The following is a 22,138-nucleotide window of genomic DNA, read 5'->3' on the forward strand; positions in this document are numbered from 1 at the left end:
AGGCCCCACCCCGAAGTCCTGGAGGTCACAACATGCAGCTCTACTTCTCCTCCCTGGCCTGCTCGGCCGCGACCCGCATCAGCCTGTACGAAGCGGGCGCGGAGGCTGAGTTCATCGAGGTCGACTCGAAGACGAAGCGCACGCACGACGGCAGCGACTACCTGCAGGTGCATCCGCTGGGGCTCGTCCCCGCGCTCCGCACCGACAACGGAGACGTGCTCACGGAGAACGCCGCCATCCTGCAGTATCTCGCCGGGGCGCTGCCCCATGCGGGCCTCGCGCCGGACGACAGCAGGGGGCGCGTGCGGCTCCAGCAGTGGCTGTCCTTCATCGGGACCGAGCTGCACAAGGCGACCTTCTTCCCGCTCCTCGACGCGACGTCGAACGAAGGCGCGAGGAGCTATGCCCTGGAGAAGGGGACCGCCCGGCTGGCCTACCTGGAGCAACACCTCACCGGCCGTGAGTTCCTGCTGGAGCGCTTCAGCGTCGCGGATGCGTACCTGGCGACGGTGCTGGGCTGGTGCGTGGCGACGCCCATCGACCTGAAGAAGTGGCCCGCGCTCAGCGCGTACTTCGCGCGCATGCTGGCGCGGCCCAGCGTCGCGAAGGCCTTCCTGGAGGAGCGGAAGCTCTACGGGGCCCAGCTCGAGCGGCACAAGCCGCGTCAGTGACGGCGCACGCGGGCGAGCAGCGCCTCGTAGCCGGCGTACGACAGCGGCAGCAGCAGGGCGAAGAGCAGCGTCACCTGGGGCAGGGAGGGGTGGGCCAGGGGCTCGCGCACGTGGGCGGCCATGGCGCCGAGGAGGCGCTCCGGCCGCGTCAGCACGTCCCAGCTGTTCCAGCGCTCCACCCGGCCCAGGTAGATGCCATAGCCGCACAGGAGGGACGTGATGGCGACGAAGGCCCACGCCGCCGTCCGTCCCCAGCGCTCCTCCAACCACCGCTTCCAGATCTCCAGCGACAGCAGGCCCAGCATCCACCCGGTGGCGGCGAACAGGGCCAGCAGGGCCGCGTCGAACCAGAGCGGCACCACGGGCCGCCGGCGCAGGTGGATGAAGTCGGTGAGCAGGTAGGGCGCGTTGGGGAAGAGCGCGAGCCAACCGAGCGCCAGCGGGGCCAGGGTCCAGGGGCGGTCCAGGCCCCACAGCATGAGCACCCGCGCGAGCAGGGCCAGCAGGTAGGGCGCCCACGCCAGGAACAGGTTCCATGACAAGAAGGCGAAGCTGGCGCGCTCGCTCCAGTCGAGCCGGACGGCCAGCAGGTCCACCGCGAGGAGGCTGCTCACGGTCGCGGGCAGCAGGCCATGGCGGCTCAGGACGGACAGGACGTCGGACGTGGGTCGGGACATGGTGGCGTGTGGCGGGGCAGCCGCGCTTCGTGGCGGAATGGCCACGGAAGAGGCCCCTCGGACCGGACCCAGAGCAATGCGCGGGCCAGCCCGTGGCCGCCCCTGGCTGCCATGCCAGGCGATTTCGGGAGAAACTGGGCCCACCCGTTTTCCTTGCCAAGGTGGGTCATGGTCCATGCTCCTGTCGTGCTCGCGACGCTCATGCTCGCGGGTGCCGCGCCTGTTCCGGATGAAGCCGCGATGTGGAAGGCCGTCTTCTCGCTGGAGCGGCCCGTCCCGGCGACCCGGACCCGCTCGGAGTCCGAGCTGCTCAAGGGCGGCGCCACGGCCTACGGCGTCCTGGTGAAGGTCGCGCGGGTCGGGGGCATGGAGCAGGCCCTGGCGGCCGCCGGACCGACCTCGTCCTGCAGCATCACCGCCGCGTCGCGCTTCACGGCGATGCGGCCGGATCGCTCGATACTGCCCACGAAGGCGGTGGACCTGGCGGCACGGATGCTGATGGAGGACGCGGCGCTGCGTCAGCGGGCGCAGCGGTCCGAGGAGCCGTTCGAGCGGGGCCTGGCGCTGGCGGCCGCGTCACGGGTCCCCGCGACGCAGGTGGAGGCCCTGGCGGCGATGCGGCTGGAGCCGGATCCGAAGCTGCGGCTGTGGGCCACCGCGTTCGCGGAGTGCTTCACGCGCCTGGCCGAGAAGCGGAACGACGGCTCCGCGGAGGCCCTGAACGCCGCGGCGAAGGAGCTGGCGGAGCTGGCCGACGAGGTGCGGGCACCCCTGCGGTGCGTGGAGCCCGCGGAGCTGGAGCCGGTGCTCGTGGACGAGCTGGCCCGGGGGCTGGCCGAGTCCGCCGGGTATTCCTCCTCCGATGACGCCATGACGCTCTCCGTGCGGCGCGAGAACGGCGAACGGGTGGAGCTGAGCCCCGCGTGCGCGCTGGCGGCCTATGACGCGGCGGCGGCGAAGGGGGGCTACGACGAGGGATTGCTGAAGCCGCTCGCCACGACGATGCACGGCGACCTGAAGCTGAGGAAGGCCGCGGGACAGCGGCTCGCGCGCGACCTGGACCACGTGCAGGAGCACCGCCGCAACTACCTGGCCGCGGAGCTGGTGCTCGCGGGCCACGAGGTGCCCAGGAAGGTGACCTTCGATATGACGCGGCTCCCGTCCATGAACATCGAGCTGGAGGCCGCGGTGCGGCAGGGCAACCCGGAGGCGAAGGCCGCCATCCAGAAGCTCATCCTCTGTAGCAGCGACATGGACCAGCGGGAGATGGCCCTGCTCGGCTACGTCGGGACGAAGGCGGCGGCGGACAAGGCGTATGCGCTGGCGCGGCAGTGTCCCGCGGGGAAGGCCGCGGCCGTCGCGGCGCTGGTGCGGATGAAGGACCCCCGGGCCCTGAAGCTCCTGCCCCAGGCCATGGAGGACTGGGGCTTCAACCAGGAGGCGCTCAAGCGCGCCCTCCTGGAGGCCTACACCCCGAAGCTGGGGGAGCAGCTGCGGGCCCTGGAGGCCAAGGGAAACAACCAGGCGCGCTCCGCGGTGCAGTACCTGAAGGCCGCGAACGTGATGAAGCCGTAGCTCACGGGCTCCAGCGCGCGCGGCGCATCAACCAGGAGCTGCCGCCGCGCCCGTCGCGCACCACGGCCCAGAACGTCACCTCCTGGGCCGCCGCGCCGTCGGCCGGCTCCCACTCCACGCGGTGCCGTCCCTCCTGGCCGCCGAAGTCCGCGCCGCCCGTCTCCGACAGGCTGAACTCGCCCAGCGTGCTGTACCAGGCAATCTCCCACGCTTCCTTCAGGTTGACGGCCTGCAGCCGCAGGCCCGGCACCACGTAGCTCTCCTCCAGGCCCGACACGTCGTCCGCCGTCACCACGAAGGGCCCGGGGCCGCTCAGCTCCAGCGGCTCGGCCTCCGGCCAGGGCACGTCGTCCACCCGCAGGCCCGGGAGCACCGGCTGCACGTTCTCCGTCATGCCCTCCACCACCGGGCACCAGAAGACCATCAGCTTCTGCGCGTACACCTCCTCGTCGCCCGCCGTCACCCGGAGCACCAGCGGCATGCGGATGCCGCCCAGCCCCTGGTAGGGGTCCTCCTCCAGCACGCGCTCCAGGAGGAGCTTGTCCCCCGCCACCCGCGCCGCGCCGGGGCGGATGGAGAGCGTCAGCTCGCCCGCGGTCGTGGTGCCCTCCGCGAGCAGCGCGCGGTCCGCCTCCGTCTCGCACGTGCGGTCATCCTGATCCGCGCAGGCCCACAGCGTGTACTGGATGGGGCGCCCCTCGCCCGCGGGGTCCACCAGCAGCGCGCGGTACGTCAGCTCCTCCGCGAGTTCGTCAAAGGCCTCCGGCGTCTGGTCGCAGGTGGAGGCGATCAGCTCGGGCTTCTCCGTGGAGACGCCGAGCACCCGCAGGTCGTGCACGTTCGAGGGCTTGTCCTCGGGTTCGACGCAGGCGAAGGAAGCCAGCGCCAGGAGCAGCAGGCCTCCGGTGTGGAGCAGGGCTTTCATGTCAGAAGCTTCCTTTCACGCCGACCACGGGAAGGATGGGGATGCCGGGCACCTCGTACTCCCGGCGCTGCCGGTAGTCGTTGAAGGTGAACTCGACGTTCTCCGCGTTGTAGAGGTTCTGCACGTCCAGGTAGACCCCCAGGGTCCAGCTCTGGAACTGCCAGCTCTTGTCCAGCCGCATGTCCAGCTGGTGGAAGCCGGACGTGCGCGACGAGGCATAGGGCCCGTACGTGCCGTTGAAGCGGTTGCGGTCCACCTGGTACAGGTCGAACGTGTGGTTGATGGGCGTCGTCGGACGGCCGGTGGTGTAGCGGAAGCGCCCGCCCAGCTCCCAGCCGTTGCCCAGCACGTAGCTGCTCACCAGCGTGAGGATGTGCGTCTGGTCGAAGGGGCTGAGGCCGTACGTCTCGTCGCCGCTGCCGCCAAAGCCCCCGCCGAAGTCGCCGCCATTGCCCTCGGGAGCGGGGCCGGTGCGGCCATCCAGGGACCGGCTGAAGGTGTACGACAGCCAGCCGGACCACCGGTCGGAAGCGGACGCGCGCTGCTTCTTCACCATCACCTCCAGGCCCAGGGCGCGGCCGATGCCCTGGTTGGAGTACGGCACCTGGATGACGCCTCCGCCCGGCAGCGAGCGCAGCTCCCCGGGCGCCGCGATGTTGTTGAAGCGGCGGTTGAAGAAGCCCGTCACGTCCACGTTGAACACGTCCGTCAGCCGGTGCTCCACGCCGAGGCTGCTCTGGAACGCCCGCTGGTAGGCGAGCTCCGGGTTGCCGTAGGGCAGGGTGATGAAGCGGAACGTCTCCGCCGGCTGGCTGTAGAGGCCGAGCGAGCCCTTGAGCTGGGTGCGTTCGGTGGCCTCGTAGCGCACCCACAGCCGGGGATCCAACACCAGGTTCCGCGCGTCGCCCGCGAGCTGGTAGTTGCCGCGCACGCCGGGGGTGAAGGTGAACTTCCCCACCTTCAGGTCCGCCTCCACGAAGAGCGCGCCATCGAAGGAGCCCAGGCCAATCTTCTCCACCAGCAGCTCGCCCACGGACTCGGCGCCGGGGAAGGCCACGTACTCGAAGTTCTCCGGCGCGGGGAACTCCACGTCGAAGGACTGGTGCTCGTACACGATGTCCAGGCCGGTGCGAACGGTGAGCGCGGGGGACAGCTCCAGGCCCAGCACCTCGCGCGCGCCCACCGTGTAGCCCACGCCGTCCTGCTTCGCGGCGCCGAACTTGAAGCTGGTGCCGTCGTAGCCCACGTACGGCGTGAAGACGGACGTGAGCGCGCCCTTGCGGTACGTCCAGTCGCCCTTGAGGCGGTGGAAGAGCGTGTGCGTGTCCACCGTCAGGTCGCGCTCCGTCTCCGGGCCGGACGACACCAGGCGCAGCTGGTCGTCACTGCCGAAGGCCATCACGTAGCCGGTGCTGCGAGCGCCGCCCGCCTGGGCCTGGGCCTCCTCCTGCGTGCGGGCATCCCGCTTCGCGCCGAAGTCCACGCGCACCTGGTAGTCCCAGTAGCGCGGCACCACGGACAGCGTGCTGCCCTCGTCCTTGGGGAGGACGAGCGGCAGCAGCGTGTCGATGTACGAGCGCCGCGCGGCGGCGGCCACGCTGATGCCGTCCGTCACGGGCGACTCCAGGAAGAAGCCCGCGTCCAGCAGGTCCACCTTCACCGAGCCGTGGAACGTGTCGGCGGCGCCCTTGCGCGTGCCCACCTCCACGATGCCGCCCACCGCGCGGCCGTACTGGCTGCCGTAGCCGCCTGGGAAGAAGTCGAGCTGGTCGATGAACTCGGCGTTCACCACCGAGGGGCCGCCGAGGAGGTGGAAGAGGAGGGGGATGCGGACCCCGTCCATCATCGTCGCCGTCTGGCCGGGGTTGGAGCCGCGCACCAGCAGCTCGCCGGAGATGAAGGGCGCACGCGCCACGCCCGGCAGGGTCTGGATGACGCGGATGGGGTCTCCGAAGGTGCCCGGCGTCTTCTGCGCCTCCTGGCGCGTGATGGTCCGGCGCACGACCTCCTTCTTCGGGCGCTCGGAGCGGACGACGGTCTCCAGCGCGCCGGCGGTGGGGGCGAGGAAGAAGTTCACCTCCGTCGTCTCGTTCGCCTGGAGCTGCTCCTTCGTCTGGTAGAGCTGGAAGCCGGACGCCACCACGCGCACCGCGCACTCGCCGGGCGGCACCTCCAGGGTGAAGCGGCCGTCCGCGTCGGAGAGGGCCTCGGGGGCCTCCGGGTCGTCACCGCAGCGCACGGTGGCGCCGGCCACCCGCGAGCGGCTGCCGCGGGAGATGAGCTGGCCGGTGAGCGTGGCCTTCGGCGCCGCCTGGACCTGCTCCGGTCCCGGGGCCTCCTGCGGAGGAGCGTTGAGGGTGAAGTGGTAGACGTACTCCACCTGCACCGGCGCCGGCACGCCGTCCACCTCCGCGGGGGAGAAGCGGAACTGGCGCACCGCCGCGATGGCCGCCTCGTCGAAGCCATGGCCCGCCGGCTCCGTGGGCAGCACGTCCGACACGCTGCCGTCCGCGCCGATGGTGATGATGAGGCGCACGGAGGCGGTGAGTCCCTCCGCGAGCGCCTCGGGAGGGTAGGCGGCCTCCACCTGCTGCAGCAGCTCCGGTGGCTTCGTCATCACGGGCTGGGCCTGCGCGGCCGCCTCCGTGGTCGGCGCGTCGGCCTGCGGGGCCTGCGCGAGTGCTGGAGAAGCCAGCAGGAGCGAGGCCGCGGCGAGAGCGCTTCGGGCTTTCAGGTTCGGGGACATGGGGCGGGGGAGCATACGGGATGTGGCGTAGGGTTCAGCGCTTCCAAAGCATGGACCCGGACCGAATGTCACAGCCTTGTTTGACTGGGGGGCCGAGCGGTGGGGCAACGCCTTGCAGGGATGACATCAGCTGGGATTCCGTGTAATCAATGTCTGGCATCACGATCGCTGGCCCGGGGACTGGAAGGCCCTGGAGGACGGCGGCATGCCAGGAACCCACACATCCCATGAAGAAACTCATCCCCGTCCTGACGGTATCCACCCAGCTCATCGCCTGTGGCGGCGCGCTGAACGATGACAGCCCTGCCGCGACGGACAGCATCGCCCGGCAGGAGAGCGCCATCTCCGCGACCAACTGCCAGGTGAACCTGCCCATCCGCGTCGTGGCGACGACCCGCGCCACGAAGCTGTATGCGAACCCCGACGCGACGAGCGCCGTGCTGCTGGACCTGCCGGTGGGCTACACCGTGGAGCTGCGGACGACCGTCTATGAGACCAGCCGGGCGTGCCCGACGAACGGCTTCTTCGAGGTGCTGGACGTCAATGGCAACTACGACCTCGGCTATGTGAAGGCCGTGGACCTCGCGTTGGCGGGCTGGGCGCCGGACGGCCTCAGCAACCCCCAGTACCCGCTGACCATCACCGCGAACACCCAGGCCAACGCGGCGTATGACTTCCTGACGGACAGCACGGACCAGGATTACTGGCGCGTGTCGTCGTTCGAATCGAATGTCCAGATCAAGTCGCCCCCGGGCCGCAACTACAACATCCAGCTGGTCCGCTGGAACAGCGTGGACGGCTCGGTGACGGTGCTCGCGGAGTCCACCCAGACGACCCTGGGGGGCTACGACATGCTGGCCGTCACCGCGACGGACCGCACGGTCCGCATCGTGAGCGCGGACGGCTACTACGGCATCGGTCCGGGCAACTTCTACAAGATCTGGGCGTACTGAGAGACCTTCCGAACCGCCGCGGGGGCTCGTCTATCGCGGGCCCTCGTCCGGCGGCGGCGCCCGGGTGTAACGCCAGAAGGTGTAGCCCGGGGCGTGGGCGAATGGCGCGGTGTCGCGGAGGAACAGGCTGCCGCGCAGCTCCCGCTCCTGGGGCTCCTCCGGCTCCTTGTCACCCCGGGCACGCACCCAGATGAGCGTCCGCGCCGCTTCCAGCTCCGCCCAGAGGAACGGGGTGCGCTGGTACTGTCTGGGGTCGGGGAGGGGCTTCGCCTGGGCCTCCAGCGGCTGCAGCGCCGCCAGCCGGTAGACGTCCCAGTAGCCGCCCATCAGCAGGCTGCCGGGCGCCACCCGGGCCAGCGTTCGTGCCGCTTCGAGCGCCCGCGCGTGGTCCTCCGTCATCCGCGGCGGCTGCGTCCAGGCCCACACCAGGGCCACGCCGGCAGCGCCCACACCCAGCGCGCCAATGACTCGCAGCCTCCGGGGAGACAGCCACACCGCCACCAGGTGCAGGAGCAGCGCGCCCAGGCCCACCAGGAGCAGCAGGTGGGCCAGCGCGAAGTAGCGCGCCGCGAAGCCGTTGTGGCGCACGTGCGCCACGGCGACCAGCAGCGCCAGCTGCGCCAGCGCCGAGAGCCCGCACGCGAGCGCCATCCAGGCCGGGTCGGACAGCTCCGCCCACGCGGCCCGTCCCCGCCGCGCGTGGCGCACGAGCCACGTCCCCGCGAGCCCGAGTCCCACGAGCAGCAGGCCGCCCATCGGCAGCGGCCCCGACCACAGCAGGGCCAGCACCCGGCCCGCGTTGTCCCAGAGGTGGCCCTGGTCCAGCATCACGGGGCTGCGGAATTCGTCGCGGTAGGTGCGAAAGGCGTAGCGGTGGTACAGCCGCCGCAGCTGCCGCTCGAACACGCCGCCCACCGTCACCGGTACCGCCGCCATCAAGGCCTGGCGCCAGCCCATGGGGCTCCGGGCCCAGGCGCGCAGCGACTCCACGCTCCAGAGCACCACCAGCACGGGCACGCTCGACGTCGACACCCAGCAGGCCAGCGCGGCCGCCAGTGACGCCGCCACGCCCCAGCCCACCCGGGCGCCGCGCGCGTCCGCTTCCAGCAGCCGCCGCAGGCCCAGCCAGGTCCACGCGAGCATCGCGAACTGCCAACCGTAGGGCTGGGAGGCGTCCAGCACGTAGAGGCGGACCTCCGCCGGGCCCGCCAGCGCCAGGGGCACCAGCACGAGCATGCCCGCCGCCACGCCCGAGGCGCGAACCAGCCGCGACAGCGGGAACGCGCCGGTCCAGGTCACGACGAGCAGCAGCGCCTGGAGCCCCTCGGCGGACCAGTCCCGTCCGCCCACGAGCCGCGCGAGCAGGAAGGGCCACGCCCCGAAGCGGTCCTGCCCCAGGTAGTACGCGTGGAAGAGGTCCACCCGGGCCGCCCGTGCCATCAACACCGGGATGGCGGAGTCGGAGGAGAACAACGGGCCCGTCTCGAGGCCCGGCCGCACCAGGACCCCGGCGAGCGCCAGCGACAGCGCCCAGCCCAGCACTGCCAGGGCCTCCGCGGGGACCCGCTTCATGCCCGCACCCGGGCGCATGCGGAGGGAGGGGCTTGAAGCGCGGGGAAGGGGAGGGGCCGGGGAGCCATTCGCGCGGGAGGATGCGTCAGGAGCCATCCCGGGAGCCAGCCTTCCGCGCGGGAGCCGGCGGGTGACGACGTCCGTCAATCCGTGGGGCCATGACGCCTTTGGCGGCGTGTCCTCTAATGCTTCGGCAGGTCACCGGACGGAGGGCTGCTCTCGTCGCCCGGATTCGCCTGCCCTGCTCCCGCCGCGAGCAGTCTGCTCCGCTCCTGCTCGGCCCGTAACACATTGAGGTCCGCCTCGGCTTCCGCGGCACGGGCCCGCGCCTCGGCACGCCGAGCTTCCGCCTCCACACGCCGAGCCTCCGCATCAGCACGCCGAGCCTCCGTCCCGGTCGCGCTGCCTTCAGCCACCTTTGACTGGTCTCGGATGAGCGCCGATGCCGCCTCCTTGACGAGGTCGATGGTTACCTCCTTCACTACCGCGCCTGAGAGCGCGTACGCGCCGACAAGCACGCCGACGAACATGCGTCTGCACTTGCGAAAAACCCTCTTCGCGAGTTTCGACTGCCTTGTATCAAGGTCCGTCAGCTCTGCTTGCAAGCGTTCCAGTTGCCTCCGAGCATCCTTCGCGCTTCGCGCACCCGGGTGGCTCCGGGCGGCATCGACGGCCGCGAGGACGTCCAAGACAAGGGTCCCCGCTGGCGGTGGAGGCGGAGACCGGTAACCGCTCTTGATGAGTACCTCCACCAGGGTGTCGCAGAGCAAGTCCGAGACACGGTCCACCTCGTCTTGTCTGTATCGGGCCGGCGTGGTCGGGCCGTGCTCCAGTTGCTTCCAGAAGCCCTCGTCATCGAGCACGTCCTCAAGTGCTCTGAGGGCCCTCGTTCGAGCGAACTCGATGAGTTTGATTCTGCTGCGAGGGTCCTTGACCGGCTCGCAAGCGATGCCCAACGCCACGACGGCGGATTCAACACTCTCTTTCCACCCGGACATACCCCTCTCCTCGACGCGCTCATGGGGAAATGTCAGGACTGCGCCTCCACCCGTCAACGCTCTCCCATACCTGCGGAGGAGGCGAGCGCCAGGCTTGAGGGGAGCGGCATCCGTGAACGGGGCCTGGTGCCAGGCGTGCCATCCCCTCGCGGGCCGTATGCTACCGACTGCGGGCGGGCACGGAACATCGCCGTGCCCGCCAGTGGCGCCAGGTCCGTGGCGAAGCGACCCCAGACTCGCCGGGCGCCCGTCCCTATTGCGCGACGCAGCCGGGCTGCGTGATGACGCAATTCGTGCTGGCCTCGCTGACACAGATGCTGTCCCAGGCCGAGTTGCAGCAGAACGGATCGAGGGTGCACACGGTGTTCGCGCACGTGCCGCAGCTCTTGCTCAACGCGGTGCCAGACGTGCAAACGTCATGGGCGCAGGCGGTGGGAGCGGTCGTTCCACAGACGTTGTTGGTGCACGTCAACCCAGAACCGCAGGTGCCGCAGCTCAGCGTGCCGCCACACCCGTTGGAAATGGTGCCGCAGTTCTTGCCCTGCGCGGCGCACGTCGTCGGCGTGCACGGCGGAGGGGACAGGTCGAACTTCTCGATGCTGGCCAGCGGCACCATGGAGCCCGAGCTGCTGGAGGCAGTTCCTCCCAGGAACAGGACGCGGCCGTCCGGCAGCGCGACGGTGGGATGGCTCCTGCGCGCCTGCGCGAGCGCCCCCACCGTGCTCCAGGTGCCGGTGGTGGGCGTGTACAGCTCCACGGTGGTGTTGTTGTAGGAGCCGCCGGCCAGGAGGATGCTTCCGTTGGGGCGCATGACGGACGGCGCGGAGAAGTGTTGGACCGCCGTGTTCCCGGTGTTCGTCCAGAGGTTGGTCGCGGGGTCGTACGCCTCCGTCATCTGGGCGGAACCGACGGCGAGCGCCTTTCCGCTGGAGAGCAGGTGGAGGGTGTGGTCGCTGCGGGCGGAGTTCATTGGCGCCACGACCGTCCAGGTGCCGGTGGCGGGCGTCCAGAGCTGGGCGAGGCTGGTGGTGGCGCCGCCTCCCGTGAGGAGCACGCGCCCATCCGCGAGCCGCACCGCGGAGTGGAAGCCCATCGCGGAGGGGAGCGAGCCCGTGGCGGTCCAGGTGTTCGTGGCCGGGTCGTAGAGGTGGGCCGACGTGCCGCCCGACACCCCGCCCACGCCTCCCACCACCAGCACCCGCCCGTCCGAGAGCAGCGTGGCGCTGTGGCCGTAGCTGACGCGGGGCAGGGGGGCCACGGTGGTCCAGGTGTTCGTGGCGGGCTGATAGCGCTCGACCGAGGACAGGATGGCGCTCGGGCCGTTGCCGGCCACGATGAGCACGCTGCCGTCCTGCAACAGCGTGGCGGTGTGCGAGCGGCGCGCGACGCTCAACGGGGGACCGGCGCTCGACGTGGCGGTGGCCGGGTCATACAGCTCCGTCGACGCGGTCTCCGTGGGAGTCCCGCCGCCCACCACCAGCACCTTGCCATTGGCGAGCAGCGTGGCGGTGTGTTGATAACGCGCCGTCAGGAGGGAGCCCGCGGGATACACGCTGAGCGCGGAGGACTGCGAGGCCTCGACGGCGGGGGCCTCCGTCTCCGAGGGCTCGGCTTCAGGGCTGCACGCGAAACAGAGCAGCAGGGGAACGACGAACAATGCCTTCCAAGACGACAGGGACATGCGGTGCTCCTGGGGGGATTTCCGGGAGCATCGCAGGGCCCTCTGACTCTTGCATGAAACATGAGCACGGCTCGGGAACCCGGACGGCGACCGGGTCGAACCGCGAGGTGCCGGATGACTCAGGTGCTTCGCTTCGCCTTCGCCACCTTCTTCGCTCCGCTCCCCACCTTCGTCGCCTTCTTCTTCGCTCCGGCCTTGCTCGCTGCCTTCTTCGTGGCCTTCCGCGCTCCGGCCTTGCTCGCCGCCTTCTTCGCTCCTCCGCGCGTGGGGGACGCGACGCCCGGCGCGGGTGCCCGGGGTTCGGCGGGCAGGCCCGGCCCGGCGTCGTAAGCGGTCGTCCGCCACGCCATGCCCTTGCGCAGGTGCGCGATCCATTCAGGGTGCGTCGGATGGACTTCGAGCGCGGCACCGACCTGCTTCACCTTCGCCACGAACGCCTGCGCGTTCGCATCCATCCAGTTGCTGCTGAAGGCACCTGGCTCGCGCTTCAACCGCGCGAACGCCGAGTCACCCAGGTGGCTGTACTTGCTGAACTCGGCGTCCCCCGACTTCTCGATCGGGTCGTACATCAACATCAACGCGAACACCGCCCGTGGCGCGGGCTTCCCGGAGTCGGGGTGCACGGAGGTCACCCGCAGACGGGCAACCTGGCGGGTGACGTTGAGGACGCGGACGGCGAATAGATCAGACATCCCATGACGATACCGCGAGCGCCGTCCGGCGTGCGCCGAACTTGGGGTCACCGCGACTCACCGACGCCTGGGATAGGGGCGCGAAGCGGCATGGATGCAGTCCTTCCGTCCCTCCCCCGATGCAGGTACTCCTGGAGGCCGGGTTGAGCCACGATGCACTGGCGTGGGCGTCCTGGCACCGCGCTTGGGAGGAACCGTGATCCACGCGAAGCCGAAGGGAAGCCACCTGGATGCCACCGCCAGGAAATACATCACGGACGTCACCGCCGAGATTGGCAAGAGCTGGAACCCCAAGCTCGGTTATGGCTGGAGCAGCGTCGACAAGGCGCAGGAGACGCTCCAGGAGCTGCTGGGGAAGTCGGACTACGCCAGTGAATTGACGCAGCTCGCGCTCACCCAGTGGGGCATCAACGGCACGAAGATCCAGGACAGCCAGTTCGCCTTCATCGGCACCTGGGCCTCGATGCTGGACTACTACTTCGACGCGTTCTTCGAGCTGCCAGGGACGGCCAACCTGAAGCAGGACATGGACCGGCAGGTGCTGTGGTCGCAACAGGACGTCGCCATCGGGGGCGCGACCTGGTCCACGAACACCATCAACTCGGCCTACAAGGCCAGCAACTCCTCCGCGCACCTCCTGCAGTTGCTGCGCACCGCCTACCACGCGAACAAGGACCAGTTCCGCCAGGAGGCCTGGACCTCGCTGATGAACATCGCCGGTCCCGGAGAGACGACCATCTACGCGGATGTCCGGGGACAGCTCTCCGCGCCCCTGGACCTGCGGACGCTGGCCTCGACGGAGGTGGTCCAGCTCCAGCGGCAGCTGGAGTGCATCGACAGCTACACGTCGTTCTTGAACATGGCCTGGCTGGAGGACCTCTTCACGCGGCAGCAGGTCCCCATCCTGATGTACAACAAGCTGAACGTCGACGAGCTGGCCGCGGTCCGGATGGCGGTCCGTCACCGGGACACCCTCGTCAACGTGAAGTACGAGCAGATGGGCAAGGCCCTCAAGGGAGACTTCACGCCCAAGGCGACCCTGCTGTATCTCTTCAAGGAGCTGCTCGAGGTCTTCTACGACAAGCTGTATCAGGTGCACCGCCGGAAGTTCGTCAACGACAAGTCCCGCGGCTTCTTCAAGGTCAACTCGAACGAAGGCACCATCAGCCGGCTCAAGAAGGTCAAGACGTCCTTTGACTGCATCAAGATCAGCGGGCTGTTGAAGGTGTCTCCACCCTCCGCGGAGCACGTCGGGCCCAAGCCCCCGATGCCGGTCGCGCTGACGGGAACCGGCAAGGAGTTCTTCTACCTGCTGGCCAAGGGCGCGACGCCGTTCATCTGCGGGGAGTACCTCATCCTGTCGCCGACCCCGGTGCCTGGCACCCTGGCCGAGAAGCTGGCGCGGATTGAGCTGAGGTTGAAGAACAACCTCAAGAAGTACTACCGCCCCATGAAGGAGGAGCTGAAGTACGCCGACCTCGTCAAGGGCGACAAGAACCCGATGCCCTTCGAGGGCGTCGATCCGCTGAAGATCGAAGCCCAGCTGTTCAGCGTCGCGAGCATGGCGCCCCCGTCCTACGAGGACCTGTTCGGCAAGTGAGCCGCGGGGATGAGGATCACGTCCTCGTCCTGTTCCAGCCGGTACGTTCCGTCAGGCTGACGGCAGCGCTCGGCATGCGCACGGATTCGCGCATCGAGTCTGCGCCATGCGTCCGGGCTCAGGTCCGCCAGCTGCTCGGCGGTGAAGCAGCCTTCCAGCACGAGGAAGCGGCAGAGCGTCTCCATCTCCTCGAAGGTGTTCGCGGCGAACCCGCTCATCGTCGCGATCGTCTCGTGGGGCAGCTGCTTGCGCCGCAGCTCGGCGACGATGTGCTCGCTGAAGTACAGGGTGTCGGAGAACTCACGGCACATCGCATGGGTCGGCCCCCGGGCGGCGGCCATCACCATCAGGCAGGTCCCTCCCGGGCGCACGAAGCCGAGCAGTCTGTCAATGAAGCCGCCCCATTCAGGGACAGGCACGTGGTACATGACGTGTGAGCAGACGACCAGGTCATACCGGTCCTGCGAGTCGTACCGGTCCAGGGAGAGCGGGAGGACCTTCGCCTTCTCGTGATGGAAGCGGGCGCTCTGCTCGGGATGGGGCTCGAGCAGGGTGAGCGAGTCGAAGAGCGGCGCGAGCCGTTCCGCCACCGTGCCCGCCCCCGCGCCGACGTCCAGCAAGGTGCGGCGTACGGGAAGCCCCGGCAGCAGCCGCTCCGTGACGATCTGGTGGATGTTCTCCGGATGCCTCGCGGACGCCGCGAGAATGCGGAACGCCGTGGCGTAATCCTGCGGTGACATCGTGATTCCCATGAAGGACTCCCCCTGGTGCCGGGACAAGCTGCGGGGGAGAGGCTACCACCCCGTCGACGAAGATTTCGAATGAGGGGGGTGAGGGGAATTTCCTCCGGGTTTCGTTGAGGGGGCAGGGCCGGAAGAAACGCACGGCGAACGCCGCGCGCCTCCGGCTGCATCAGGCCATCCACATACCCCTGACGGGGCGGAGACTCGGACCATGAAATTCCGGAAGCAGACACAGCCGTGGCGGACCGCGGCGCTCGCGGGGGCCCTGCTCCTGCCCGCGGCGGCGCTGGCGAACGAGACCCACGTCTACGGCATCGCCAACTTCGGCGGCGCGGGGCAGTGCAACGCTGATTCGCACTCCGTGCATACGAAGACGGCGGCGGAGTTCGCGGGCTACTTCAACTCGCTGGTGAACCAGGGCCTCTGGTCGGACGTCCGCACCATCAACAACTCGGGCGCCCGCGCGGACCTCTGGACGGACGCCTCCAAGGCAGCGGCGGTCGACGCGAAGGACACCCAGCTCAACGCCGGCGTGGACGACGCGGACGTCCTCTTCGTGCACACCCACGGCGGCCACAACGAGTCGTCCCTGCGCAGCTGGCTGGTGATGGGCACCGACGTGGACTCGTGCTCGGCCATCACGGACATCCACATGAACCTGGGCAACGGCAAGCTGAACATCGCCGTCGTGAAGGCCTGCCAGTCCGGTGACTACCAGGTCTGGAAGCAGGGCGGGTACCGGCAGCTCGTGACGAGCAGCAGCGGCTTCAGCGTGTGGAACGCCTTCCACGGCGACTCGTCATGCGGCAACTTCGTGAAGCGCTACGTGAGGCGCTACGTGTCGAGCTCGCGGAACGAGGGCGTGGGCGAGAACTGGATCGACGAGGCCTACGACTGGGACATCGGCAAGAACAACGACGACTGCCCGGTGTCCATCGTCTTCGGTGAGACCAAGGCGAAGCGCGTGGCGATGTTCGAGAACGGCGGCTGGCAGGACCGCAAGAACACCGGCACCAAGTCCGGCTCCACCTACTTCTTCGTGGGGGGCTGCGACCCCGACAACGGGCAGAAGCTGCCCGAGTGACCGCCCCTTCCATCGACCTCGCCCAGAAAGAACGAAACGCCATGAAGACCCATCTGCTCTTCCGCTTCCTGACCGTCCTCCCGCTCGCCGCCGCGTCTGGCTGCGACAGCGGCGCCCTCATGGAGCCCGACGCCGCCCCCACCACCCAGGTGGCCCGCGCGACCATCGGCTTCATCTTCGATTCCACGGCGCTGGCCACGCCTCCCACCGGAGGAATCCCCACCACGCTGCTTCCCCGCACCGCGTTCGATCCCACCCCGTTGCAGCGCTCCCTGGTGGGAACGACCGAGACCTTCTCCCTGTCGGAGGTGCCGGTGGGCACCCGCGGTGACATGGAGTCCCAGACCTGGAAGATCGAGAGCGACCCGTCCGAAGGCCAGGTGCTGGTGCTGAACAAGGTGGGCGCGGGCGCCGAGACGCCGCAGGACCCCGCGCTGTTGCAGCGGGCCGCGCTGGCGCGCCTGCAGCGCTGGGGCATCCCCACGGCGGAGCTGGGGGCGGTGCGGCAGGTGAAGTCCTTCACCCAGAGCGAGGAGAACGGCGTCTCCGAAGCCCCCGCGCTCCACCGCCACAAGACCTTCGTGATGCGCGCCATCAACGGCATCCGCGTGGAGGGCCACCGCGCGGTGGTGTCTCACGGCCCGGATGGCAGCTTCCAGCGCGCGCTCATCAGCTGGCCCGCCCTGGCCCGCTCCGGCCACCTGCTGCGGACGCGGCTGACGACGGCGGAGATCGAGCAGCGGGCGCGCGTGGCGCTGGCGGCGGAAGGGGAGACCACGGGGGCCGTGCACCTCTCCTGGAAGTACGTGCCCACCCAGCTCAGCACGGGTGAATGGGCGCTGACGCTCCAGGTGGCCGCCGTGATGCCCCCGGTCACCGGCACGACGAGCACCGAGGAGCCGCGCGTCATCGATGTCGACGTGAGCGCCGTGCCGTAGGCAGCACACCGAAAGGCGCCGTGGAGGCGGGGGGCCTCCACGGCGCCGGCACCCAGGCGGCTCGTGTTACCTAGACGTCCTCGACGTCCGCGAGCGCCGACAGCTCGATCCCGGTGAAGGAGAGGTCGGTCAGCACCTCCTGGTCCACGTCGAGCCCCTGGGCCGCGGGCAGCATCGGGTTGTGCGACCCCTGCAGGTACCTGAACCAGCCCGACCCGGCGTCGCTGCCCTTGGCCTCCTCGGCCGCCTTGCGGTCGTTGCGCCACGCGGCCGCCGCGGCTTCAGCGGTGTCGAGCGCGGCCCCCGTGAGCCCCAGCCCGTACTTCAGCTGGGAGGGCCCGGCCATGAGCAGGTCGAGCCCCTGGCCGTCACGCGTGCCGCCCTGGGTGCCCGGGCCGTTGTATGCCCACGTGTCCGCCTGTCCCAGGTGGGGGATGAGGTCGGCGTAGCCCTGCGGCAGGTTCGCCGCCACGCCGCCCGCGTTCGCGACCACGGAGGCGGGCAGGGTGAACAGGTAGCTGTTGCCGCTGATGGTCAGGCGGGGCCCGTCCACCAGCCGTCCCACGATGCGCTTGCGGTGGAGCTCCACCATCCAGTCGAGGACCGCGGTGAGCCTGGCGCTGCGCGCCCGCAGCGCGGCGTTGAACCCGAGCCGCTCGCCGATGGCCAGCGCGTGCAGCCAGTACCCGATGAAGAAGTCGTGCTGCTGGTACTCGCCGTTCGACATGTAGCCCGGCCCGAAGCGGTTCACGAGGATGGCGAAGAGCTGGAACTCGCTCGTGAACGTCTCGGGAGGGTTGAAGAGCCCGGGCGTCGTCGCGCACCAGGTGTCGTGGAAGTCCTCCAGCTGGAGCTGCACGAAGGCCAGCACGTCCTCGCGCGAGTACAGGCGCTCGCTGCGCTTCGCCGCGGTCTTCCACGCCAGCGCCGCGTGCAGGTACGCCCACGCCGATGAACGCTCCCCCAGCTCCCCCCATCCCGGGAGGATCCGGTTGGAGTACAGCCGCGTCTGGTCCCAGAACTTGTGACCGAGGAAGGCGAACTCCGGCGTCCGGAACAGGAGCGAGCCCCAGTGCGGGTACTGGTGCGCGTGGGACGAGTCGATTTGATACGTGCCGAAGACCGGCTTGCCGGGCGCCGAGCCATGCACGGGCACCTTCGCCCGCCACGGGTTGGCGTCATCGCAGAGCTCGTAGGGCCGTCCGCCCTTCGCGTAGTAGGCGCGCTCGGGCGGGGTGCTCGCCTCGCCCCACCCGTACCAGTGCCCCCGCATCGTGATGGGGCGGGTGGGCCTGCCGCGGAACAGCGGACGCGGGCGGCCGTCCTCGAAGACGTGGATGGGGTCGGAGACGTAGCCCGTGAGGTAATCGAGCGCGAGCTCCAGGTACGAGGTCCCGTCCCAGCGCTGGCCGGACGGGTTCGTCAGGTACAGCCACACCGGCTCCGCGATGGCCTGCCGATCATCGCGGATGCCTCCGGGCCCGGTGACCGGCGAGCGCGCCTGCATGTTGAACGGCGTGTACTTGAGCCACGTCGCCCCGACCGCGCGCTTGGAGTTCGTGCCGTAGAGCCCCTTGTAGGGGTCGCCCGCGCCCACCGTCGCGTCGTTCACCCAGGTCTCCGCGTCCGTCGGGTGGAAGGGCATGACGCGGATGTTGCCGAAGCCGTTGACCTGTCCATCCGGGCCGTGGCCCCCGAACGCGAGCCGCCAGTCGAAGCCGTTGCTCGAGTAGTCGAGGTGCATGGCGTAGGGCACGTCGGTCGCGTAGCGCGGCAGCTTCGTGCCCAGCGTCTGCGGCGGCACCGGCTCCGGCTGCTTCGAGCGCCAGATGAGGCCCGCGCGCGCCGTGCCGAACGGGACCCAGCGGTTCGTGGGCGTGGTGAGCGGCTTGTTCACGCCGTCCCACGGCCCCTCGAACACCGGGCTCCGTCCCGCCTGGTTGAGCGGCGTGCCGTCATGCTGCTGGAGCGTGCCCAGGGGATTGCCGGCCCTGTCGCGCACCACCCACTTGTGGGGAATCATGTAGCTGTCGATGCCCTGGGGATCGCCGAACGGCGTCGAGGGCAGCGCGCTCGGCGCGAAGTCGTAGCCGAACTGCAGCTGCGTGTAGCCCCGCATGCGGATGCCTTCGCAGTAGTAGCGCAGGCCGCCGATTTCGATGGGCGCCTCCAGCGGGGTCACCTCGGTCCACGTGCCGACGAGCGGTCCGAACTCGGCATCCTCGAGGGACAGGTTCTGGCCCACCACCTTCGTTATCGTGTAGACGCCGACCTGGACGGGCGCCCCCGTGGACCAGTCCTGCAGCACGACGTCATGCGCCTCGTTCGCCGCCGTGACGTAGGGGCCTACGCGCACCGCCAGGTCCTCGCCAGCGCTCGCGTCCGGCGAGCCGAGGCGATACCGGAGGGGGTAGGGGCCGGAGGGGGCGGTGAGCGCGGTGGCGTCGAACATCAGGGTGCGCGCGACGCTCGCGGGCACGACGGTGGAGCCCAGCGCCGTGAACTGCTGCGTGACGACCGGCACCGGCACCGTGAAGTCGAGCGCGCGCACGCCGAGGCCCGCGGTGCCGTTCCGGTGGTTCCAGCCGATGTTGTTGACGAAGAAGGGGAGCACGGGCTGGAGCTTGAGCTTCGCGGTGAGCGTGCGCGGCCCGCCGAGCGCCACCCCGTCCTTGTAGAACTGCACGCTTCCCCCTGGCCCCTGCGGATCGTCGGTGTAGCGGAACGCGACGTCGATGTCCGCGCTCGCCGCCAGGCCATACGGGATCTCGAGCTGCTGGTTGTCGGAGTGGTTCCTGAACACGATGTTGTACGCCCAGTCGGAGTAGACGGTGAAGCCGCCGGGCACCCTGTCCATCCACATCGCGCCCAGCGTCGCGGCATCGTCGATGGACGCGGGCATCCGCCCCCGGAAGCGGAAGCCGAAGAACGCCGGGACGTCGTTCGTCAGGGTGAAGTCGAAGCCCACCGCGCCTGTCGTCGCCAGCCCGCCCTTCGCTCCACCCGTGGGCCCGAGCTGGATGTAGTCGCCCTCGTCGGTGATGGGCGCGGCTTCAGTGGAGACCAGGACCAGGCCGCTCGGCATCCCGGCCGGAGCCGCGAAGGGTGGCAGCGTGGCGGTGGGGATGCTGGCGCTCCGCTCGTCATAGGTGACGTGGGTGGTGACCGTCCCCAGGGGAAGCGCGCTGCCCGGCGTCTCCAGCAGATGCACGTCGCCCGTGAAGTCGTCGGGGAGGTCGAGCGTCGCCGGGAAGTAGGACGCCGGGGTGCCGTACACGTCCCGCGTCCCGACGACGGCGGGCGTGCGGTGGAGGTAGGGGAGCCGGAAGTCGGACAGCTTGAGGCGCCTGCCGAGCACGAGGTCCAAGGTGGGCAAGCGCAGCTGCCTGTCCGTGTCCGCGTAGAGGCCCACCGTCAGCGGCGCGACCGTCGTGGGGCCCGACCGCAGCCGCGCCGCGTGGACCGTCCCGGTCCGCTGCACGTCACCCGTCACGACCGGGTGGATGAGCGCGGGAGGGTCTTCCTGCAGCGACAGGTTCGGCAGCGCCACGCGGCACAACACCTGCCCGGAGGCGTCCAGGAAGTCCACGGCCCACAGGCCCGCGTTCTTGAGCCGTGCCCCTTCCAGGAACAGCGCGGCACCAGCCGGGGTCAATTCAAGCGGAGCAGTCATTTTCGGGTTTCTCCAAGGACAGCCCCGCTCCAGAAGCACCGCGAGACGCGGAGGTTTCATGGGCGCGGGGTCGCCAGCGGGGATGGGGTGCATTTGCTGGCATCCCAGACAGTCCTCATCGCCGCGAACCCTCGCAAGGTTGAGCCAGGTGTGAATTCATGTCTGACTTTGGGGGTGACCCCGTCTGGCCATGCGGGAGGACCCGCCAGGAGCTTGAACGGCGGGTCAGTGTGGTCCAAGACAGATGGCGGCCGGGAAGACGCCGGTGCGGCTCCAGCGGCGGTAGTATTCACAGACATGGGACTCCTCAATGGCGTAAGGAGTGGAACTGCTGGCCTCCGGCTGGTGCTTCCGGGACGCTTCGCGATTCAAGGCGAGCAAGAGACCAGTGCGGAGCTGGTGGATCTGGATCGAAGAGCAGCGCTGTTCCTCTTCCGCTTCAATCTCCAGCTCGATCTCAGCCCGGAGCACGACGAACTGCTCGCGCTCGACATCGAGCGCCATGCTCGCGACCTCTTCGAGCGGAACTTTCACGAAAATCACGGGCAGCAGCCAGCGGGAGGGGGCGGCGCGAAGGTCCCACGCACCGCGGACCCGGCCTGGTCGCCGGTGGTGAGCATCAAGCGCATCCGGCTTGGCACCTGCGGGGCCTTGTCCGTGGTGCACCGCATGGCGTACGAGCACGGGATGGAGGTGGTCATGGGCCACCTGCTCATCCCCCTGCGCAGCGGCCTGTTTGAGTTCCGGATCGTCGCGGCGGAGCGCGGTCCCACAGGTGTTCGTGAGAGCGTCATCTTTGGCGAGGAAGCGGCGAAGGCGGGCGTCAAGACCGACGAAGCGCTGGATCGGGTGATGAAAAGCTTCAACTCGGATGATCCGCGCCATGACTCCCGCTTTCCCCAACATCCGCTCAGCGTGGTGCGCTCCCTGCTTCAGCTGCTCGCGGCGCCAGGGAACATCCAGGTCACCGAACCCGCGCTCCAGCTCCACGCGGGGGAGGTCCGGATCCCGGAGCTCGGATGTGCCATGACGCCTCCTCCGCGCTACCTGCGGACCTCTGACAGCAACGGGACGTTCCTCCGGTTCAGCCGGCTGGCGTTCGCGGGGGGAGCTGTTGGCTCGGATGGGGTGCAGGTGCTGACCATCAGCTGCTTCCAGGCGGATGTGACTCCGGAAGACCCTGAGTGCATGAAGAAGGTCACGGCCCAGGGGGCGTCACTGCTCCAGGGGCGGTCGAACGGTTCCGCAAGCTCCCAGGTGGAAACCTGGATGGCCCCTGGACCGGGCGGAGGCATTCATCTGTTCTTCCACACCGTGTTCCCTTCAAGGACGCTGGGGGATCCCCCGAAGCGAGCCATTCTTCGCCTCTTCACGCATGCCAGGGGCGTGGTGAATGTTGTGCTGCTCGAAGCAGCCACATGCCTTTCCAGGGAGGAGCTGCTCGGGGACATCGAAGCCGTCATCCAGTCCTGGCGTGTCCTCGAGGTCGCGGCCGCGCCGCCGCCACCGAGCCCTCCCCCCGCGGAGAAGAAGAAGAAGAACTGGTGGCAGTGGTCGGTGTGAGCTCGCGGGCCCTTCAGCAGGGGCCCCCTGGCCGAACCGTCATCCTG

The 22,138-nt window shown here is 69.5% G+C and carries 16 protein-coding genes; 7 read left to right on the top strand and 9 right to left on the bottom strand.

Annotated features, from left to right (window positions below):
- The first annotated feature begins 32 nt into the window (after positions 1-32).
- Positions 33-671, top strand: a complete 639-nt coding sequence (locus NR792_RS03480) for a glutathione binding-like protein (protein WP_375758637.1) — start codon at positions 33-35, stop codon at positions 669-671.
- Here the strand turns inward: NR792_RS03480 and NR792_RS03485 are convergent.
- Positions 665-1,348 (bottom strand): DUF1361 domain-containing protein, encoded by a 684-nt coding sequence (locus NR792_RS03485; RefSeq protein WP_375758638.1) that lies wholly within the window; start codon positions 1,346-1,348, stop codon positions 665-667. The two genes, NR792_RS03480 and NR792_RS03485, sit on opposite strands and share 7 nt — an antisense overlap.
- 168 nt (positions 1,349-1,516) lie before the next feature.
- Between NR792_RS03485 and NR792_RS03490 the strand changes: the two genes are divergently transcribed.
- Positions 1,517-2,923, top strand: a complete 1,407-nt coding sequence (locus NR792_RS03490; protein ID WP_375758639.1) for a hypothetical protein — start codon at positions 1,517-1,519, stop codon at positions 2,921-2,923.
- Between the two features lies 1 nt (position 2,924).
- Here NR792_RS03490 and NR792_RS03495 read toward each other — a convergent pair whose 3' ends face one another.
- Together NR792_RS03495 and NR792_RS03500 are read right to left on the bottom strand one after the other, a co-directional pair.
- Positions 2,925-3,848 (bottom strand): hypothetical protein, encoded by a 924-nt coding sequence (locus NR792_RS03495; RefSeq protein ID WP_375758640.1) that lies wholly within the window; start codon positions 3,846-3,848, stop codon positions 2,925-2,927.
- Position 3,849: 1 nt separating this feature from the next.
- Entirely contained in the window at positions 3,850-6,594 is a 2,745-nt protein-coding gene (locus NR792_RS03500) for a TonB family protein (protein ID WP_375758641.1), read from the bottom strand.
- Between the two features lie 227 nt (positions 6,595-6,821).
- Between NR792_RS03500 and NR792_RS03505 the strand changes: the two genes are divergently transcribed.
- Positions 6,822-7,547 carry a hypothetical protein gene (locus tag NR792_RS03505; protein ID WP_375758642.1) on the top strand — a complete coding sequence of 242 codons (726 nt, stop codon included), beginning with the start codon at positions 6,822-6,824 and terminating at the stop codon, positions 7,545-7,547.
- A 30-nt stretch (positions 7,548-7,577) separates the two neighbouring features.
- On the opposite strand, the gene NR792_RS03510 is transcribed toward NR792_RS03505, so the two are convergent.
- The 4 genes from NR792_RS03510 to NR792_RS03525 form a co-directional block, all read right to left on the bottom strand.
- A complete protein-coding gene (locus tag NR792_RS03510; protein WP_375758643.1) occupies positions 7,578-9,119 on the bottom strand; it encodes a hypothetical protein in 1,542 nt (513 codons plus the stop codon).
- 182 nt (positions 9,120-9,301) lie between these two features.
- Entirely contained in the window at positions 9,302-10,117 is an 816-nt protein-coding gene (locus NR792_RS03515; protein WP_375758644.1) for a hypothetical protein, read from the bottom strand.
- A gap of 253 nt (positions 10,118-10,370) precedes the next feature.
- Positions 10,371-11,798 (bottom strand): Kelch repeat-containing protein, encoded by a 1,428-nt coding sequence (locus tag NR792_RS03520; protein ID WP_375758645.1) that lies wholly within the window; start codon positions 11,796-11,798, stop codon positions 10,371-10,373.
- Positions 11,799-11,917: 119 nt separating this feature from the next.
- The gene (locus NR792_RS03525) at positions 11,918-12,490 is read right to left on the bottom strand and encodes a hypothetical protein (RefSeq protein WP_375758646.1); all 573 of its coding nucleotides are present in this window, start codon (positions 12,488-12,490) and stop codon (positions 11,918-11,920) included.
- A 196-nt stretch (positions 12,491-12,686) separates the two neighbouring features.
- Here NR792_RS03525 and NR792_RS03530 point away from each other — a divergent pair, with 196 nt between their 5' ends.
- Positions 12,687-14,090, top strand: a complete 1,404-nt coding sequence (locus NR792_RS03530; RefSeq protein ID WP_375758647.1) for a hypothetical protein — start codon at positions 12,687-12,689, stop codon at positions 14,088-14,090.
- Here the strand turns inward: NR792_RS03530 and NR792_RS03535 are convergent.
- The gene (locus tag NR792_RS03535) at positions 14,066-14,842 is read right to left on the bottom strand and encodes a class I SAM-dependent methyltransferase (protein WP_375758648.1); all 777 of its coding nucleotides are present in this window, start codon (positions 14,840-14,842) and stop codon (positions 14,066-14,068) included. The two genes, NR792_RS03530 and NR792_RS03535, sit on opposite strands and share 25 nt — an antisense overlap.
- A 202-nt stretch (positions 14,843-15,044) precedes the next feature.
- Here NR792_RS03535 and NR792_RS03540 point away from each other — a divergent pair, with 202 nt between their 5' ends.
- Both NR792_RS03540 and NR792_RS03545 read left to right on the top strand, forming a co-directional pair.
- Positions 15,045-15,917, top strand: coding sequence for a hypothetical protein (locus NR792_RS03540; RefSeq protein WP_375758649.1), 873 nt, complete (start codon positions 15,045-15,047; stop codon positions 15,915-15,917).
- Positions 15,918-15,958: 41 nt separating this feature from the next.
- Positions 15,959-16,855: a hypothetical protein gene (locus NR792_RS03545; protein WP_375758650.1), complete on the top strand. Its 897-nt coding sequence runs from the start codon at positions 15,959-15,961 to the stop codon at positions 16,853-16,855.
- A gap of 70 nt (positions 16,856-16,925) precedes the next feature.
- Here the strand turns inward: NR792_RS03545 and NR792_RS03550 are convergent, their stop codons facing one another.
- Positions 16,926-20,528: a hypothetical protein gene (locus tag NR792_RS03550; RefSeq protein ID WP_375758651.1), complete on the bottom strand. Its 3,603-nt coding sequence runs from the start codon at positions 20,526-20,528 to the stop codon at positions 16,926-16,928.
- A gap of 228 nt (positions 20,529-20,756) precedes the next feature.
- Here NR792_RS03550 and NR792_RS03555 point away from each other — a divergent pair, with 228 nt between their 5' ends.
- Positions 20,757-22,091 carry a hypothetical protein gene (locus NR792_RS03555; RefSeq protein WP_375758652.1) on the top strand — a complete coding sequence of 445 codons (1,335 nt, stop codon included), beginning with the start codon at positions 20,757-20,759 and terminating at the stop codon, positions 22,089-22,091.
- Positions 22,092-22,138: the final 47 nt, after the last annotated feature.

It is taken from the genome of Corallococcus exercitus (assembly GCF_042231735.1).
Lineage (GTDB): Bacteria > Myxococcota > Myxococcia > Myxococcales > Myxococcaceae > Corallococcus > Corallococcus exercitus_B.